General features: G+C 71.8%; 14 protein-coding genes. 7 read left to right on the top strand and 7 right to left on the bottom strand.

Features of this window, described 5'->3' with window-relative positions:
- The first annotated feature begins 114 nt into the window (after positions 1 to 114).
- From ACZZZB_RS09600 to ACZZZB_RS09570, 7 genes are all read left to right on the top strand, one after another.
- Complete coding sequence (locus ACZZZB_RS09600) at positions 115 to 1,179, top strand: LacI family DNA-binding transcriptional regulator (protein WP_240043988.1); 1,065 nt, start codon at positions 115 to 117, stop codon at positions 1,177 to 1,179.
- The gene (locus ACZZZB_RS09595) at positions 1,179 to 3,713 is read left to right on the top strand and encodes an AAA family ATPase (RefSeq protein ID WP_463529546.1); all 2,535 of its coding nucleotides are present in this window, start codon (positions 1,179 to 1,181) and stop codon (positions 3,711 to 3,713) included. The genes ACZZZB_RS09600 and ACZZZB_RS09595 overlap by 1 nt, the downstream gene beginning before the upstream one ends.
- A gap of 198 nt (positions 3,714 to 3,911) precedes the next feature.
- The gene (locus tag ACZZZB_RS09590; RefSeq protein ID WP_192018946.1) at positions 3,912 to 4,451 is read left to right on the top strand and encodes a hypothetical protein; all 540 of its coding nucleotides are present in this window, start codon (positions 3,912 to 3,914) and stop codon (positions 4,449 to 4,451) included.
- Complete coding sequence (locus ACZZZB_RS09585) at positions 4,448 to 4,777, top strand: hypothetical protein (protein WP_463529545.1); 330 nt, start codon at positions 4,448 to 4,450, stop codon at positions 4,775 to 4,777. Before ACZZZB_RS09590 ends, ACZZZB_RS09585 begins: the two co-directional genes overlap by 4 nt.
- A 75-nt stretch (positions 4,778 to 4,852) precedes the next feature.
- Entirely contained in the window at positions 4,853 to 6,139 is a 1,287-nt protein-coding gene (locus ACZZZB_RS09580) for an amidohydrolase (protein ID WP_137242808.1), read from the top strand.
- The gene (locus ACZZZB_RS09575; RefSeq protein ID WP_079704464.1) at positions 6,136 to 6,537 is read left to right on the top strand and encodes a YbjQ family protein; all 402 of its coding nucleotides are present in this window, start codon (positions 6,136 to 6,138) and stop codon (positions 6,535 to 6,537) included. Before ACZZZB_RS09580 ends, ACZZZB_RS09575 begins: the two co-directional genes overlap by 4 nt.
- Before the next feature lie 92 nt (positions 6,538 to 6,629).
- Entirely contained in the window at positions 6,630 to 7,934 is a 1,305-nt protein-coding gene (locus ACZZZB_RS09570) for a glycoside hydrolase family 125 protein (protein ID WP_463529544.1), read from the top strand.
- A gap of 26 nt (positions 7,935 to 7,960) precedes the next feature.
- On the opposite strand, the gene ACZZZB_RS09565 is transcribed toward ACZZZB_RS09570, so the two are convergent.
- The 7 genes from ACZZZB_RS09565 to ACZZZB_RS09535 form a co-directional block, all read right to left on the bottom strand.
- Positions 7,961 to 8,590 (bottom strand): response regulator, encoded by a 630-nt coding sequence (locus ACZZZB_RS09565; protein WP_463529543.1) that lies wholly within the window; start codon positions 8,588 to 8,590, stop codon positions 7,961 to 7,963.
- Positions 8,587 to 9,882 (bottom strand): sensor histidine kinase, encoded by a 1,296-nt coding sequence (locus ACZZZB_RS09560; protein WP_463529542.1) that lies wholly within the window; start codon positions 9,880 to 9,882, stop codon positions 8,587 to 8,589. Before ACZZZB_RS09560 ends, ACZZZB_RS09565 begins: the two co-directional genes overlap by 4 nt.
- An 86-nt stretch (positions 9,883 to 9,968) precedes the next feature.
- Complete coding sequence (locus tag ACZZZB_RS09555) at positions 9,969 to 10,829, bottom strand: ABC transporter permease (RefSeq protein ID WP_202938608.1); 861 nt, start codon at positions 10,827 to 10,829, stop codon at positions 9,969 to 9,971.
- Positions 10,826 to 11,749, bottom strand: coding sequence for an ABC transporter ATP-binding protein (locus ACZZZB_RS09550; protein WP_202938607.1), 924 nt, complete (start codon positions 11,747 to 11,749; stop codon positions 10,826 to 10,828). Before ACZZZB_RS09550 ends, ACZZZB_RS09555 begins: the two co-directional genes overlap by 4 nt.
- Positions 11,750 to 11,932: 183 nt before the next feature.
- Positions 11,933 to 12,508 (bottom strand): hypothetical protein, encoded by a 576-nt coding sequence (locus ACZZZB_RS09545; RefSeq protein WP_191940033.1) that lies wholly within the window; start codon positions 12,506 to 12,508, stop codon positions 11,933 to 11,935.
- A gap of 98 nt (positions 12,509 to 12,606) precedes the next feature.
- Complete coding sequence (locus tag ACZZZB_RS09540; protein WP_463529541.1) at positions 12,607 to 13,947, bottom strand: MATE family efflux transporter; 1,341 nt, start codon at positions 13,945 to 13,947, stop codon at positions 12,607 to 12,609.
- A 62-nt stretch (positions 13,948 to 14,009) separates the two neighbouring features.
- Positions 14,010 to 16,910: a VTT domain-containing protein gene (locus ACZZZB_RS09535; RefSeq protein ID WP_463529540.1), complete on the bottom strand. Its 2,901-nt coding sequence runs from the start codon at positions 16,908 to 16,910 to the stop codon at positions 14,010 to 14,012.
- Positions 16,911 to 16,951: the final 41 nt, after the last annotated feature.

The raw sequence follows: 16,951 nt of genomic DNA, 5'->3' as shown, positions 1-16,951 counted from the left end.
GATCGGTGCTGGTGCGCCTGGGCGCTCGGTGGAGCGGGGTGGTGAGGCCCGTGCATCTGGGTGGATCTGACGAGAATCGAATCGATTCGATTCCGTCGACTAAGCTAGCAGATCGTGGACCAGGAATCACGCCCCTCGCGACCGACGCTCGCCGATGTCGCCGAGCGCGCGGGGGTGTCGCCGTCGACCGCCTCGCTCGCGTTCAGCGGCGCCGGACCCGTCTCCGAAGCGACCAAGCAGCGGGTGCTGCAGGCTGCGGCCGACCTCGACTACGCCGGCCCCGACCCGCGGGCCCGCTCCCTCCGCCAGGGACGCAGTGGCATCGTCGGAGCCGTCGTCGCCGGCCGCATAGGGCACTCCTTCCGCGACCCGGTGATGGTCCAGACCCTCGACGGACTCGCCGACGAACTCGGCGCGGTCGGCGCGGGACTGCTGCTCCTGAACGATGCGCAGGAGGGCACGCTGCAGTTGAGCAACGCACCGATGGACGGCGTCGTCCTCATCGGCTGCAGCCCGAACCTCGACAGCTCGGTCGCGATCCTCAGCCGACGGGGGATGCCGATCGTGTCGATCGAAGGACTCGCAGCCCTCGGCGTCCCCGACATCGCCGTCGACAACCGCGGTGGCGTGCGTGAGGAGGCGCGACACCTCGCCGACCGCGGCCACGAGCGGGTCGCCGTCGTCACCCTCAACCTCGACTCGACCGAACGCCGCGGCCCGCTCACGCCCGAGTGGGAGCGATCCGCCACGACGGTCCCGGCGATCGAACGCTTGCAGGGCCTCCGCGACGTCTTCCCCGACGCGCAGGGGTTCGTCACCACGGGGTCATCGCTCGAGGAGGGGCGGGTCGCCGGACACGCCATCCTCGACGTTCCGGCGGATGAGCGCCCGACGGCGATCGCCGCACAGAGCGACCTCCTGGCCGCCGGCGTCATCCGCGCAGCCGAGGAGCTCGGCATCTCCGTTCCCGCGGAGCTCAGCGTCGTCGGGTTCGACGGCATCCGCGTCGAAGGGCTCGACTACGACCTCACGACGGTCTGGCAGCCCTCCCGGGAGAAGGGGTCTGCCGCCGGCCGGGCGATCGTCGCCATGCTCGACGGCCGCGATCCGGAGTGCGAGCAGTTCGCGGTCCGGTTCCACCCTGGCGCGACCACGGCACCGGCGCGCCGGGCCCGGTGATGCGACCGACCACCCTCTCGTCCATCGCCGACCTGGGGGAGCTGGCCGAGGCGCTCACGGGGTTGCGCGCGGCGGCCGGTGCGCCGTCGTTCGCCGAGCTGGCCCGGCGGGTCGGTGCCCTCCGGCTCAGACGAGGTTCCCGCGACGCCCCCGGCAAGGTGACGGTCTACGACTGCTTCCGCACCGACCGGCATCGGGTCGACGCCGAGCTCATCCACGACCTCGTCCTCGCCCTCGGAGCCTCAGTGTCAGCGGCCGCCGAGTGGCGCACCACTGCTACGCGCCTGAACGGTGCGACGCTCGGGGGCCCGGTGTCCGCCTCCGTCCTGCCGGCAGCCGAGGGATCGACGTCCACCGGTGTGGAGCCCGCTGCCGCACCCGTCGTCGTCCTCACCGGGCTCCCCGGGGTCGGCAAGGCCGAGGTCGCGAGGCGGCTCGCCGAGGTCGAACGCCGCCGTACCCCCGGTGCGGTGGTGCTCCTCGTCCGGTTGCACGGATTCGAAGACGGGCAGCGTCCGGCGGAAGCGGACGAGGTGCTGCGTGAACTGGTGCGCGCCGTCGGAGGTCGGTCCGATCGTCGCCTCGACACCGCAGCGCTGCGCGAGACCCTCCGAACGGCGGCGCGCGACCGCCGGATCGTCGTCCTGCTCGAGGACGCGTTCTCCGCAGCGCAGCTCGCTCCACTCCTGATCGCCGACCACGCCCGGGGTCCCGCCGGGTGCGGTCTCCAGCTGATCGTGACCTCGCGAGCCCGGCTCGACGGCCTCGAGGCACTGGCGGCTGCGGAGGGACTCGCGGTGGACCGTCGGACCGTCCTGCCGCTCGAGACCGAGGAGACGGTCCGGCGGCTCTCGGCCGCGACCGCCTCGCGGCGTCCGACGTCCTCCTCGGCCGACGACGCGGCGGTCCGCCGGCTCGCGAAGGCGATCAGCGGGATCCGCCTCGACCTCGACCTCGTGCTGCGCTTCATCGAAGACCACCCGGACTGGTCGCTCGCCGATGTGGCCGAGCGCTTCGGCGACCGCCCGCGGCGCGACCACGCGGTGCCGCTCCTGGAACCCTCGGTCGCCGCCGTCGGACCGGCCGCCGCAGCCCTGTTCCGGCGGCTCGGCCTGCTCCGCGGCCCAGTACGGCTGGACGTCGTCGGGACACTGCTGGACGACGCCGGCGCGGATGCGCCGACCTCGGTGAGCCTGCTCCGTCGCCTGGCGGACATGCACCTGGCCACCGTCTCGGAGCGGACCGTCGAACTGCACCCGCTCGTCCACACCGCGGCCCACCGGCTCGCGGTCGAGCAGGAGCGCCCGTCGGTCCTCGTGGTGCTGGCCGAGCGTGTGTTGGACCGGTTCCGCGAGTTGGTCGGCTCCGTCCGCGTAGACGCGTCCCTCGCCGACGGGCTGGTGGCCGCCGCAGCGCTCGCGGTCGACCAGCGGGCGGGCGACGCACTCGCCGCGCTCGTCTTCGACGTGGTGGAGCCGGTGGGTGATGCCGGCTACTGGAGCCATGCGGCCGAACTCCTCCAGCTCGCCGCGCCGTTCGTGCCGCGGGACCGACGAGGCACGACCGCGGAGCTCCTCGCCCGCGCCTTCGAGAAGCTCGGTCGGTACGACGACGCCCTCGACCACCTGCATCGGGCGAGTCGTCTCCTCACCGAGGAGCAGCCGGGTCGCACGATGAACGTGATCGCCAATGTGGAACGCCAACTGGGACGGATGGCGGAAGCCGAGCAGTCGTATCTCCGCGCCGCTCGGATCGCGGCCGCGGCCGGCAATCCGATCACGCGAGGGCGCGCGCTCGGCAATCTCGGCAATCTGGCGCGCATCACGAGCCGGTATCGCCGGTCGGAGCGGTTGTTCGATCTGGCCGAGGCGGTGAGCACTCGAGCCGGGGACGACGTCAATCGGACGATCGTCGAGTCGAACCGTGTGCTCCTGCTCCAGGCGCAGGGCAGGTTCGACGAGGCGCTCCGGCGCTGCGCGACCCTGCTCGAGCACGGCGGTGCCGGCGTCAACCGCGGATACCTCCTCACCCAGCGCGCCATGATCCTGCTGGACCTCGACCGTGTGGCCGAGGCGGAGGCGGCCCTGCTCGCGGCAGGGGCGGACGACGGCGGTCCGACGACGTTCGACGAGGACGCCGAGATCGCCATCCAGCTCGCCCAGGTCGCTCGTCGACGCGGAGACCTTGTCGAGGCCGCGCGTCTGGCGGACACCGCCCTGGCCTCGGCCGAGCGTGTCGGCTACCCACTCCTCCGCTCCGACGCTTGCAGCACCCTCGGCGAGATCGCCGCCGATGCCGACGACGCCGGGACCGCCGAGCGCTGGGCGCGATGCTCGCTCGAGCTCGCCGAACTGCTCGGTGACCGGGTCGAGCAGGCGCGGGCGTTCGAGACGATGGGGAGGGTGGCGGTGATCCGCGGCGACCGGGCGGCGGCCGACGCCGCGTTCACCGCCGCCGCCGACCTCCTCAGCGCGGTCGGCCACTGGCGAGCCACGGCCGTCCAGACGATGCGCGCGGCTTCCCTCCGACCCTGACGGCGGAATCCAGTGGACACGCGGCAATCGGCGGTCCTCGGCGCCCGGACGTTCGGGCTCGTTCGGGTGACTGGTCCGCGGTCGCCTCGATCCGCCACGATCATGCCGGAGCGAGCCGTGCGGCGAGCCCGAGACAGACCGACATCCGGCCGGACGACGCAGCTCGTCGGCCCATGCCAGCAGAAGGACGAACACCCCATGACGCGACACCGACCATCGACGAACCGGCTCAGACGACTTGCCGCTGGAGGCGGGCTGTTCGTGCTCGCCGCCACCCTCGCAGGGTGCTCCGGAGGTGACGTCTCGGTCGGAGACACGGCGACGGTCACCCTGCCGGCGAAGACCGCGGGGAACGGTGATCAGGACTTCGCCGTCACGGTCGCCTCGGTCGACGAGGCTCCGGCCGAGGTGGCCGATCAGATCGAGGGTGACGACGACGTCTACTTCGCGTCCATCGAGTTCGCCTACACGGGCGATGCTGCCGCCGAGGTGCTCGCCGTGCCGTGGAACAACGTCTTCGCACGGCTGTCGGACGGGAGCCTCCTCGAGGCCTCGTTCATCGGGCTCACCGAGTGCAGCGGCACACCGGAGGATCCGGTCGCCGCCGCCGACGACCTGGTCGCCGGTGAGACGGTCACCGTCTGCGTGCCACTGTCGTCGACCGACGGTCTGGAGGTGACCGGCGTCTACGTCGGCACCTCCGACGGTGGCTCGGGCGGGACGGTGTGGAAGCGATGACCGGCGTGCACGAGCCCGGGCGGGAACCTGTGCGCGAACCGGATCGATCCGGCCAGGAGGAGACGCCATCCCAGTGGTCCGTGGAGGAGTGGGGGAGTTCGCCGTTCGGGTGGTTCGCCGGCGCGGGGATCGGCGTGCTCGTCGCCGTGCTCTGCTTCACTCCGATCTGGGACGAGGTCGCCGGGCGGAGCACTGGACGACGAGCCGGTTTCGGTGCGCTGCTCGGTACGATCGGGCCGTTCGGCGTCGCCGCGATCGCGCTGGCCGTCGCCGTCGTGTTCGTGGTCGTCGGTGTCCGGAAGCGACGCGCCGGCGATCGCGGCTGATCGCCAGAGCCGGAGTCCGGCCGACGATACGGACGGCATGCCCCGTAGGGTGGAGGCGACGCTCGAAGGAGACCCATGACCGACCAGCCCATCGCCACCGCCGCACTCGTCCAGCAGGAGGCGGCCGCGCTCGCCGTGTCCCTCGCCCCGGTCTACCAGGACCTGCACGCGAATCCGGAGCTCTCCTTCGCGGAGCACCGGACGGCCGCCCTGGTCGCGGATCGCATCACCGGCCTCGGGTACGGGGTCGCGACGGGGATCGGCGGCACCGGTGTCGTCGGTGTCCTGGAGAACGGCGAGGGACCGACGGTCCTGCTGCGGGCCGACATGGACGGCCTGCCCGTCCTGGAGGAGACGGGCCTCGACTACGCGAGCGTCGCGCGCGGGGTCGACCCGGAGGGCAATGACGTCCCGGTCATGCACGCCTGCGGCCACGACGTCCACGTCACCTGTCTGCTGGGTGCCGCCGAACTGCTCGCCGCACGGCGCGACACCTGGTCCGGGACGCTCGTCGTCCTGTTCCAGCCGGCCGAGGAGGCCGGCGGCGGTGCGCAGGCGATGATCGACGACGACCTCTACGCACGCGTCCCGAAGCCCGACATCGTGTTCGGCCAGCACGTCGGTCCGCTGCCTGCCGGTGTCGTCGGCACGCACGCCGGTCCGTCGTTCGCCGCGACCGACGCCTACCGCGTCACCTTCCACGGCCGCGGCGGGCACGGATCCCGCCCGCAGTCGACGATCGACCCGATCGTGATGGCGGCGTCGGCGGTCGTCCGCCTCCAGAGCATCGTGTCCCGCGAGGTCGCCGGAACTGACACCGCGGTGCTCACCGTCGGCACGATGCACGCCGGCACCAAGAACAACATCATCCCCGACACCGCGCAGATCGGCGTCAACATCCGCAGCTACGAACCGCACGTGCGCGACCGCGTCGTCGGCTCCATGGAGCGCATCATCCGCGCCGAGGCCGCCGCGTCGGGCGCCGAGCGGGAACCGGTGATCGAACACACCGAGACCTTCCCGGTGCTCGTGAACGATCCCGCGGCGACCGGTGCGGTGACGGCGGTGTTCGCCGACGCGTTCGGTGCCAATCGCATCGTCGACCCCGGTCTCGTCACGGGGAGTGAGGACGTCGGCATGCTCGCGACGGCTGCCGACGCTCCCATCGTCTACTGGATCCTCGGTGGCGCCGATCCACAGGCGTTCGCGGCGGCCTACGCCTCGGGCCGCATGGAGCAGGACCTCCCCGGCAACCACTCCTCGAAGTTCGCTCCGCTCATCCACCCCACCCTCGACACCGGCATCGCAGCGCTCTCGCTCGCGGCACTGTCGCGTCTGGCCGGAACGGCGGCCACCGCATGATCGTCGTGACGACGGACACCGTCGCCGGACACCGCATCGACGCCGTCCTCGGCGAGGTCGTCGGGCTCACCGTGCGAGCTCGCGACTGGGGCTCCTCGATGTCGATCGGCTTCTCGGCGCTCGGCGGCGGCGAGGTCCCGGGGATGACCCAACTGCTGTTCGAGTCCCGCCAGGAGGTCATGCGACGCCTGGTGGCCGACGCGGAACAGCGCGGCGCGAACGCGGTCCTCGCGATGCGTCTCGAGACCACCGACATCGGCGGTGCGTGGACGCAGCTGACCGCCTACGGCACCGCGGCGTACCTCGTCCCGATCCCCGCCGGGGAGCCCGGAGCGACCGGCCAGTCCGCCTACGCGGCGGAACAGCCGGACGCCCCGAAACCACGCGGCGACGTCTGACGGTGGGGTGGAACACGGGGCGCGCCCCCTCGTTCCGACCTGCGCAGACCTGACCCGCCCGATCACCGCGCCGACGCAGACGGAGGAGACCCGTGACCGCTTGGATCGACGAACTCATCACCGAGGTGACCACGGCTGTGCGGGAGCGCAGCGACGAACGGGTGGCCGAGATGTTCGAGCGCTGCTTCGCCGACACCCTGCACAGCACGATGACGCCCATGCCGGACGGCACCGTGTTCATGCTCACCGGCGACATCCCCGCGATGTGGTTGCGCGACTCGAGCGCCCAGCTCGCGCCCTATCTCCATTTCGCGACCGACCACCCCGAGCTGGCCGAGCTGCTCGTCGCCGTCAACCGTCGGCAGCTGGACGCGATCGCACTCGACCCCTATGCGAACGCGTTCAATGCCGAGCCGAACGGCCACGGGCACCACGACGACCGCACCGATGCATCGCCCTGGGTGTGGGAGCGCAAGTACGAGATCGACTCGCTCTGCTACCCACTCCAGCTCGCACACGACATCTGGCTGGCGACGGGGCGCCGCGACCACCTGGATGCGCGGTACCGCTCCGCCGTCGTCGCGGCGATGGAGGTCTGGCGGGTCGAGCAGCACCACGAGGAGCACTCGCCGTACCGGTTCCAGCGGTTCGATGCCCCGCTCTCCGACACCCTCGTCCGCGACGGACTCGGGCCGGAGACGGCGTGGACCGGGCTCTCCTGGTCGGGGTTCCGGCCGAGCGACGACGCAGGGCGGTACGGCTACAACGTTCCCGGCAACCTCTTCGCCGCGGTGACGCTCGCCGGGGTCGAATCGATCGCTCGCGAGGTGCTCGACGACGAGGTACTCGCAGCGGAGGCGCGGACGCTTCGAATCGAGCTCGAGACCGCGATCGACGCCCACGGTGTCGTGACGACCGACCAGTACGGCGACGTCTACGCCTACGAGGTCGACGGGTTCGGCAACGCGCTCCTGATGGACGACGCCAACGTGCCGAGCCTGCTCTCGCTGCCGTTCCTCGGCTGGTGCGCGCCCGACGACGCCCGGTACCTCGCCACCAGACGGTTCCTGCTCAGCGAGGACGACCCGAGCTACTTCGTCGGGTCCGCCGCCCGTGGGATCGGGAGCCCGCACACACCCCACGACCACATCTGGCCGATCGCCCTGTCCATCGAGGGCCTCACCTCGCAGGACGAGCAGGATCGCGCCCGCCTGCTCGACACGTTGCTGCGGACCGACGCCGGCACGGGGGTCATGCACGAGTCGTTCCACAAGGACGACCCCGACACCTTCACCCGGCCGTGGTTCTCCTGGGCGAACGCGATGTTCTGCGAGTTCGTCCTCGACGTGGTGGGTCTGCGCACGCACGTGCGGCGTCCCGTGCCCCGAGGGAACTGAGCAGACCCGCCGCCTCGTGCGCCGGCTCAGAGCAGGCGCAGCTCCTGAGCACGGGTGACGGCCCTGGTCCGGTCGGCCACCTCGAGCTTCTCGAAGACGTGCAGCAGGTGCGTCTTCACCGTCGACTCCGAGATGAAGAGTGCCGCCGCGATCGCCCGGTTGCTGTTGCCGGCGGCGACGAGCGCGAGGACCTCGAGCTCGCGGGCGCTGAGCTGTGGGCGGGTTGGCGTCCCGCCCTGCATGCGGCCCACGAGTGTTGCCGCGATCGTCGGCGCGAGCACCGTCTGACCGGCGACCACCGAACGGATGCCGGCCAGGATCTCCTGCTCGGGCGCCGCCTTCAACAGGTAGCCGCCGGCTCCGGCCTCGATCGCGCCGAGGATGTCGTCGTCGGTCTCGTAGGTCGTCAGCACGAGCACCCGGACGCCTGGCACGCACTGCACGATTCGCGCTGTCGCCTCCGCACCGCCGAGGACCGGCATGCGCAGGTCCATGAGCACGAGGTCCGGCCGGTGCTCCTCGGTCGCCGCGACCGCCGCAGCGCCGTCCGCCACCTCGGCGACGACCTCGAGGTCGTCCGCGCGCCCGAGCAGCGCGACGATGCCCGACCGCACGATGGGGTGGTCGTCCGCGACGACGATCCTGATCCGTGTCATCGTCCCTCCTCCACGGTTCCTGAGCCTGTCGAGGGGCTGCCGGCCGACACGCCGTCCGTGGTCCCTGAGCTTGTCGAAGGGCCCGCCTCGATCGTCACCGGCACTCGCACCCGCACGGTCGTCCCCGCTCCGGCGGCACTCGCGAGTTCCACCGTCCCGCCGAGCAGCGTCACCCGGTCGTGCATGCCGTGCAGCCCGAAGCCCGCGCCCGGACTGGTCCCGAGCAGCGCGCCGTCCGGGTCCGCGATCCCGACCCCGTCGTCGGAGATCCGCAGTTCGGCCCAGCCGTCGTCGACGGTGAGCGCCAGCTCGACGCGGTCGGCGGCGGCGTGTTTCCGGATGTTCGCGAGACCCTCCTGCGCACTCCGGAGCAGCACGACCTCGGGCGCCCGTTGGAACCGTTCGGACGGAGCGTCGATGTCGACGGCCACACCTGTCTCGCGGGCGAACCGCTCGCCCAAGCGGCGGAGGCTGTCACCGAGCGTCGTGTCGGCGGCCGGCATCGCCGCCGTCGTGGCCACGAGGGATCTCGCCTCGCGGAGGGCGTCGCGTGCCGTGCTCTCGATGAGGTCGATGCTGTCGAGGGCGGCGATCGGTCGACCGTCCAGCGGGGAGGCGTCCGGCGTGCCCGCGACGGTCTCGCCGACCTCGGAACGGGCGCGTTGCGCGAGCAGCACCACACTCGTGAGGCTCTGCGCGATGGTGTCGTGGATGTCGCGAGCCATGCGTTCGCGTTCGGCGGCAGCCCCGGCCTCCCGGCTCGCCCGTTCCGATTCGGCCTGAGCGGTCTGCAGACTCACGAGGAGTCGTGCCTTCTCATCGCCGAGCTCGGCGATCCGGGTGATCCACAGACCGAGGGACAACGCGAAGACGAGCGAGACGCTCTGGATCGCGAGCCCCTGCAGGATCACGTCGGGGGTGGCGCCTTGTCCGACGATGAAGCCGACGGCGAGGGTCGCGGCGCTCGCGATGTTGAGGACGATCGCGTTCCGCGTCTTCGGCGTCAACACCCACAGCAGCGGGAACACGAGGCACTGGAGGGTCAGGACGTTCGGTGAGAACGCGGTACCCACGGCGGTGAGGGCGATGAGGGTGATCGCGAACCAAAGCCCACCCTGCGGACGCTCGAGGGTGCGTCGCCCGGCCGTGTAGTAGACGAGGCAGAGCGCCGCCAGCACGATCCAGACGCCGACGACCCGTTCCGGTGCCCCGGCCGCGCTGACGCTCACGAGCGCACCGACGATCACGCACCCCGCGCCGAACGCGACATCCCACCACCGTCGTCCGTCCATGTCCCAACCCTCCCATCCCTGCCCGCGAACTGTCACTTCCTGCCAGTTCCGGTGGCGTACACCCACCGGAACTGACAGTTCGCGGGCTAGGAGCGGCGGACCCAGCGGAAGGTGAGGCGGGTGAGGACGAGGCCGACGACCGCCCAGACGACGAGGACGAGCGCGACCATCGGGAGGTCCCAGCCCCCGGACGGCTCCTGCGAGGCGAACCCCTCCGGCAGGAAGACGGAACGCATGCCCTGCGCGATCCACTTGAGCGGGAAGACACTCGCGACGCTCTGCAGCCATTCGGGGAGCATCGTGAACGAGAGGTAGACGCCGGAGATGAACTGCAGCACGAGCACGATCGGGATGATGACGGCCGTCGCGCTCTTGCCCGTGCGGGGGAGCGCCGACAGGGCGATACCGAGGACCGCCGACGTGGCGATGCCGAGCAGGTAGATCCAGGCGAAGGTGAGCCACCGCTCGGGCTCGGTCGGCAGGGTGACGTCGAACAGGAACCGCGCGACGAGGAGCAGCAGCGCGATCTGGAGCACCGAGGTGACGAGGACCTGCCCCATCTTCCCGAGGAAGTAGGAGATCACCGGGAGCGGGCTGCCGCCGAGGCGCTTGAGCGTGCCGTCGCTCTTCTCCGTCGCGATGTCGGTCGCGAGGTTCTGGACGCCCGAGAGGAGGATGCCCGCGGCGATCATGCCGGGGAGGTAGAAGGCGGCCTGGCTGACCCCGCCGGTGCCGTCGGGTGCCTCGCCCACGTTCCCCATCGCGCTGAACGCGGTCGAGAAGATCGCGAGCATCACGACGGGGAAGAGGAAGGTGAAGAACACCTGGTCGCCGGAGCGGAAGTAGATGCGGGTCTCGTAGCCGATCCGGCTCGCTCCGAGTCGGAGGGTGCGTCCGCGGGGGAGTGTCGGGACGAGCGTGTTGGTGGTGCGGTCGATGGTGGTCATGCGCCGACTCCTGTCGTGGTGACCTGCGTGGCCGGTGACGGTGCTTCGGATGGGGTGGCTGGCGCCGCAGCGGCGTCGGCCGCGTGGACGAGCCCGAGGTAGATGTCCTCGAGGCTCGGGCGGATGACCTCCAGGTCGCGCGGCTCTCCGCCGAGTGTCGCCGCGAGATCGGCGACCCGTGCAGCCGGTGCCTCGGTCCGTTCCTCGTGGAGGCCGTGCTCGTCGCGCCAGCGCACCACGGGGATCCGGGCCTCGGCGCCGCCGATCTCGTCGACCGCGCCGATCTCCACGAGTCGACCCGCCGCGATGACGGCGACGCGGTCGGCGAGCTGGGCGGCTTCGTCGAGGTAGTGGGTGGTGAGGAGGATGGTCGTGCCGTCGCGTTTGAGCGAGCGGATGAGTTCCCAGAACTGCCGACGTGCCTCAGGGTCGAACCCGGTCGTCGGCTCGTCGAGGAAGAGGAGGGCCGGGCGGCCGACCACCCCGAGCGCGACGTCCACCCGCCGACGCTGGCCGCCCGAGAGCTTGCCGATGCGCGTGCCCGCCTTGCTCGTGAGCCCGACCGCCTCGATGACCTCGTCCACATCCCGCGGGTCCGCGTAGTACCGGGCGAACTGTGTGAGCTGCTCCCGGACCGTGACGTTGGCGGCCTCGGCACTCGACTGGAGGACGATGCCGAGGCGGGCCTTCCAGTCGAGACCGCCCTTCGCCGGGTCGACACCGAGGACGCTCGCCTCGCCGCCCGTCCGGTGCCGGTAGCCCTCGAGGATCTCGATCGTGGTGCTCTTCCCGGCACCGTTCGGGCCGAGCAGGGCGAAGGTCTCACCCGGGTGGATGTCGAAGGAGACCCCGTCGACGGCGGTGAAATCGCCGTACTGCTTGCGCAGCCCGCGGACCTCGATGATCGGTCGTGTGCTCATGGTGTCCATGCTCGTCCGCTGCGACGCGCACCGGTAGCGGTGGAGGGGCTGATCCTCGTATCCACCGATCGGTTGATGCGCGAGCCGCCCGACGCCCCGTCGCTCCGGCTCGGTCTGCCGACACGCACGAACGCCCACCCGCCCGACGAGGGCGGATGGGCGCTGGCGTGACGCTGCGGCAGCCTAGCCGAGTGCCGCGGTGGAGACGACGACGACGAGGTCCTCGACGTTCTCGAACCCGGCGGTCTCCTGGGTGAGCTGGGTGAACGGGATGCCGATGATCGTCAGCCCGTCGAGCGATCCGGTGAACGTACCGGCGGCTTCGGTCACGCTCGCGCCACCGGCCGTCGCGTTCGCGGCCGCTGCGGTGAGGGAGGCGGCGCCGCCGGAGAGGACGGCGTAGCTGCCCGAGGCGGCACCCGCTTCGTAGCTGAGGATGCACACCGTCGGCAGGTCGCCGAGGACCGCGGCCGGAGCGAAGGTGGCCTTCGCAGCGGCGACAGCGGCTGCCGGGACCGCGACGCCGCTGGCTGCGCTGAGCGTGTTGACCTGCTCTTCGGTGCACTTCGTCGCGCCCGATGACGGCTCTTCCTGGGCAGCGTCCTCCGTGGCCTCGGGCGCGGTCGTGGCGCTCGTCGAGGGGTCGGAGTCGGCCGGTGCGTCGCCGCTACTGCAGGCGGCGAGCCCGAAGAGCCCGATGACGGCGACGGCGGCCACCGCGGAGACGCGGAGACGGTGGTGAGCGGAGCGAAGTGACATGGTGGTTCCCCCTGGAATCGTGAGCGTTGACGGATGCTCAGGTCCAGGATGGTGGACCGAGGCGGCAGCCTCAATGGGGACAACTCCCCAGTTGTCGGTCAGGCCCCGGTGCGCATCCACGCCGTCGTGCGGGCTCGAAGCCCGAGGGTGGTCGCACGCGCACCGAGGTAGCCGACGAAGAAGGTGAGCGCCAACCAGGTGAGCCCGGTCTGCCCGCCGGGTGCCCAGGCGAGGACCGCGAGCGCGAACGGCAGGAAGACGAGCGTGTTGAGCAGCCCGGTGATCGCGAGGTACCTCGCGTCGCCGGCGCCGATGAGGACGCCGTCGAGGACGAAGACGACACCGCCGAGCGGGGTGGTGACGGCGAGCACGATGATCGCGGGCACGATGAGCGCCGCGAGGTCGGGGTCGCTCGTGAAGAGCAGGCCGATGACCGGGCTCGCGAGGGCGATGACCAGGCCGAGCACGATCCCCGAGCCGACGCCCCACTGGAGGCAGCGGACGAGGACGGCACGCACCCCTGCGACGTCGCCGGCCCCGAGCCCCTTGCCGACGAGCGCCTGCGCGGCGATCGCGAGGGCGTCGAGCGCGAAGGCGAGGGTGGCGAAGAGGGTCATGACGAGCTGGAACCCGGCGAGTTCGTCGGTGCCGAGGTCGGTCGCGACGAACACGGCGATGAGCATCGCGGCGCGGAGGCTGACGGTGCGGAGGAACAACCATCCGCCGGAACGGGCCGCGCCACCGAGGCCGGCGCGGTGCGGGCGGAGACTCGCTCCCGTCCGACGCACGTGGCGCAGGACGACGACGAGGTAGGCGACGACCATGCCCCACTGCGCGATGACGGTGCCGATGGCGGATCCCGCGATGCCGAGTCCGAGGCCGTAGATGAAGAGGAAGTTGAGGCCGATGTTCGCGGCGAACCCGGCGCCGGCGACCACGAGGGGCGTGGTGGTGTCCTGCAGGCCGCGGAGGAGCCCGGTCGCACCGAAGACGAGCAGCATGGCGGGGATGCCGAGCATCGAGATGCCGAGGTAGGTGTCGGCCTGCTGGGCGACGGCGTCCGTCGCGCCGAACAGCCCGACGAGCGTGGGGGAGAGGAACCATCCGGCCGCACCGATCACGACACCGAGCCCGAGCGACAACCAGAGCCCGTCCACCCCGAGCGACACCGCGCCGCGTTCGTCGCCGTGTCCGAGGCGCCGGGCGACCGCGGGCGTCGTCGCGTAGGCGAGGAACACCATGAGACCGATGACCGTCTGCAGGACCGCGCTCGCGACCCCGAGGCCGGCGAGCGGCACGACGCCGAGGTGGCCGATCATCGCGGAGTCGGCGAGCAGGAACAGCGGCTCCGCCATCAGCGCCCCGAGCGCCGGGACCGCGAGCCGGAGGATGTCGCGGTCGACAGGCCGCAGCCGTCGCCTGTCCTGTCCCGTGGTCACCCGCCGAGCCTAGCCGCGGGTGGTGACACGCCGCGTCGCCGTCCGAGACGGGAGTCGACGGCCTACCGCGCGAGCAGCGACCCGCTCAAGCCGGGGAGGTCGCGGAGACGGATGCCCGTGAGGAAGCCGGCCGCGGCGGCGTAGGCGACCCGTGGTTGGTCGGCGTCCTCGCGGCAGGCGAGGAACAGCGGCACGGCGGTGGCGCCCAGGCGCTCGGCGACGTCGGCGATCTCCGCGAAGCCGATGAGCGGGTCGACCCGGTGGGCGATGCCGGCCATCGTGCGCACGGCGACGCCGTCGGGCTCGGTGCCGTCCTGTGCCAGCCCGGAAGCAGCGAACGAGACCAAGGACGCACCTTCGGACGAGAATCGTCGGCAGGCGTCGGTCAGGGCCCGCTCGACGGCTCGGCTGGTCTGTTCCCCCGACGCTGTACCCGCACCCGCCGTCCTTCCGGCGTCGTCCTTCGGCAGTGCGCGCCGGACCGCGTCGAGCGCCCACCCGTGCACGGTGCCGCCGGCCCCGGGGATCGGCAACCAGGACACCGCCGCGAGCACGGCACCTGCGGCGTCCGTCACGACGGAGACCCGGACCGCGGCGGTCGGCTCCCGGTCGTCGCCATCGGGGGCGTCGATGCTCGAACCCACCGTGAGACCGAGCTCGGGCACGTGCCGGTCGGACACCCACACCGACGACAGCGCGCGGATCTGGCTGCGGAGCTCCCACGGCAGTTCGCGAGCGGGCACCAGGATCGAGGTCGTCGGATCCGCGCCGGCGGCTCCCGTCGCATCGTCCGGACCAACGGGTTCTGATGCATCCGCCCCGCTGAGGTCGAGCACGAGGTCTCGGCCGAGTGGCGACACCCGCCACCCCTCGGGCACGATGCGCTCGTCGCGGGTGGCGAAGACCGCCGGTGTGAGCCCCTCCTGCTCGGCCGCCGTCGCGAACGCCGACACCGCGGCGACTGCACCGCCGGGGTCGCCGATCGGCTCGCCGAGGGCAAGCGCGACGCCGGCATGCTGCTGGTAGGCGACCGCGTGTCCACCGTCGGCCGTGACGAACACCCGGTTCTCGCGCCGGAGTGCCGAGGCCGCCAGCGGTCCGCCGCCGTGTTCGCGCAGCAGCTGGGCCGCCCTGGCGCGTGCTCGCCGCGCACCGGGTCCGATCGCCCCGGGCAGGCGTCGCCTGGTCTGGTTCGCCGCGACCCGGAACGCGTGGCGCGACAGCACGAGGACCACCGCCTGTCCCGCCCACAGGACGCTCGCGGAGATCCAGATGGTCGACGCCACGACCGGCACCTGGGCCAGCCAGGCGAGGGCGATGAGGGCGAGCGTGACCAGGAGGTTGCCGACGGTGAGCACCATCGCCGCCCACCAGGCCCAGCGATGACCACGGCGGAGCCAGTTCGCGATCACCAGGATCGCGATGGTGTCGACCCCGACGTCGAGGATCGAGCCCTGCGTCAGGGTGGTCGAACCGAGCGGCCCGTCGAGCGGCACGAGGGTGACGAGCAGCTGCACCGCACCGATCACGAGCAGCCCGGAGACGGCGAACAGCCGCCAGTCGCGCATGGTGGGTCGCGGGGTCGACCGGTGCTCGCCGAGGAGGAGGCGGGCCACGATCACGAAGACGACCGTCGTGATGAAGTGCTCGAGGTCGTCGATCTTCCCGACGTAGAGGAGCGCGATCGACACCCACGACAGGAGCAGCAGCCGCCAGCGCAGCCGGTAGGGGGAACGCATGAACGCGGTCGCGGTCGCGACGCAGCCGAGGATGCCGCAGCTCGGACCGACGTCGAGCGTCGTCACGAGGGACTGCGCCCACGGCCAGTCGAGCCGAGCCAGCGCCAGAGCCGCGCCGAGGGCCCCGAGGACACCGACGAGATGGCCGGTCACGAAGATCGCCGACGCCCGCAGCGTGCCGAATCGGACCTCGACCCACCCGCCGAACACGGCCGCGCCGACGATCGCGATGAGATAGGCGAGCGGGTCGGCGGTGATGAACATGCCCGTCAGGACCGTCCACCAGCGCCCGGCTTCAAGGCTCGGCACCCCGTAGGCGAATGCCGGATACCAGGCGGCCTGGTCGATCGGGCGCCACAGGCCGCCGGTCACGACGCCGAGGGCGACGAAGACGGTGACGAAGGCGGTGGTCGCGGGGGTCGTCCGCAGGGCCCAGCGCAGCGGCGTCAGGACGACGGCGATCGCGGCGCGCAGATCGGTGCGGACGGGGGCCGAGCTGGCGGCCCGGGTGGTCGGCGTGTCCATTCGGGCGTCGGCGTCGGTCGTGGCCGGGACCGACCCGGATGGCGACAGCAGTTCGTCGAGCTCAGCCTCGGTCATCGACACGGGCGCGCGATCGGCGGCCGGCTGGGCAGCCCGACGACGGATCCGGAACACGACGACCACCGCGATCACGACGGCCGCGGCACCGGCCAACGCGAGCGCCGCCCAGGAGAAGCGGTGCAGGAACTCGGTCGCGGCACTCCCCAGGACGGTGACGACCGTCACCACGAGCGAGGCCCAGGCGATGCCGCCCGCCGCGTTGGCGACGAGGAAGTGCGGGTACGTCATGCGGAACATGCCCGCGAGCGGTCCGGAGAAGATGCGGAGGACGGCGATGAACCGTCCGACGAACACCGCCCACGGCCCCCACCGCCGCATGAGGTGCACCGCGGCGCCCAGTCGCTTCGGCCCCACGTGCTTCGGGAATCTGCGGTTCAGCACCGACAGGAGCCGCCGGCCGTACCGCTTGCCGATCCAGTACCCGATCGAGTCGCCGAGGATCGCACCACCGGCGGCCGCAGCGGCGACGAACACCGGGTTCAGGCCGCTCGACGCGGCGAGGAGGGTCGCCCCGATGAGCACGGTCTCTCCCGGCAACGGCACGCCGAGGCTTTCGACCGCGACGACCAGGAAGACGACGAGGAGCAGGACGCCGGGCGGGAAGTCGGCCAACCAGTCCACGCGGGCTCCTTCCGGCCGGGTGGGTCAACGGTAGTCCCTCG

Source organism: Plantibacter sp. AC185 (assembly GCF_979258065.1).
The sequence above is the reverse complement of the archived record's forward strand: the minus strand, read 5'-3'. Positions and strand labels throughout refer to the sequence as shown.

Bases quoted from the DNA above. Each gene is read 5' to 3' on its own strand.
- ACZZZB_RS09555 (WP_202938608.1), bottom strand. From the start codon at position 10,829: ATGACCACCATCGACCGCACCACCAACACGCTCGTCCCGACACTCCCC.
- ACZZZB_RS09585 (WP_463529545.1), top strand. From the start codon at position 4,448: ATGACCGGCGTGCACGAGCCCGGGCGGGAACCTGTGCGCGAACCGGAT.
- ACZZZB_RS09595 (WP_463529546.1), top strand. From the start codon at position 1,179: ATGCGACCGACCACCCTCTCGTCCATCGCCGACCTGGGGGAGCTGGCC.
- ACZZZB_RS09590 (WP_192018946.1), top strand. From the start codon at position 3,912: ATGACGCGACACCGACCATCGACGAACCGGCTCAGACGACTTGCCGCT.
- ACZZZB_RS09565 (WP_463529543.1), bottom strand. From the start codon at position 8,590: ATGACACGGATCAGGATCGTCGTCGCGGACGACCACCCCATCGTGCGG.
- ACZZZB_RS09575 (WP_079704464.1), top strand. From the start codon at position 6,136: ATGATCGTCGTGACGACGGACACCGTCGCCGGACACCGCATCGACGCC.
- ACZZZB_RS09560 (WP_463529542.1), bottom strand. From the start codon at position 9,882: ATGGACGGACGACGGTGGTGGGATGTCGCGTTCGGCGCGGGGTGCGTG.
- ACZZZB_RS09580 (WP_137242808.1), top strand. From the start codon at position 4,853: ATGACCGACCAGCCCATCGCCACCGCCGCACTCGTCCAGCAGGAGGCG.
- ACZZZB_RS09550 (WP_202938607.1), bottom strand. From the start codon at position 11,749: ATGAGCACACGACCGATCATCGAGGTCCGCGGGCTGCGCAAGCAGTAC.
- ACZZZB_RS09545 (WP_191940033.1), bottom strand. From the start codon at position 12,508: ATGTCACTTCGCTCCGCTCACCACCGTCTCCGCGTCTCCGCGGTGGCC.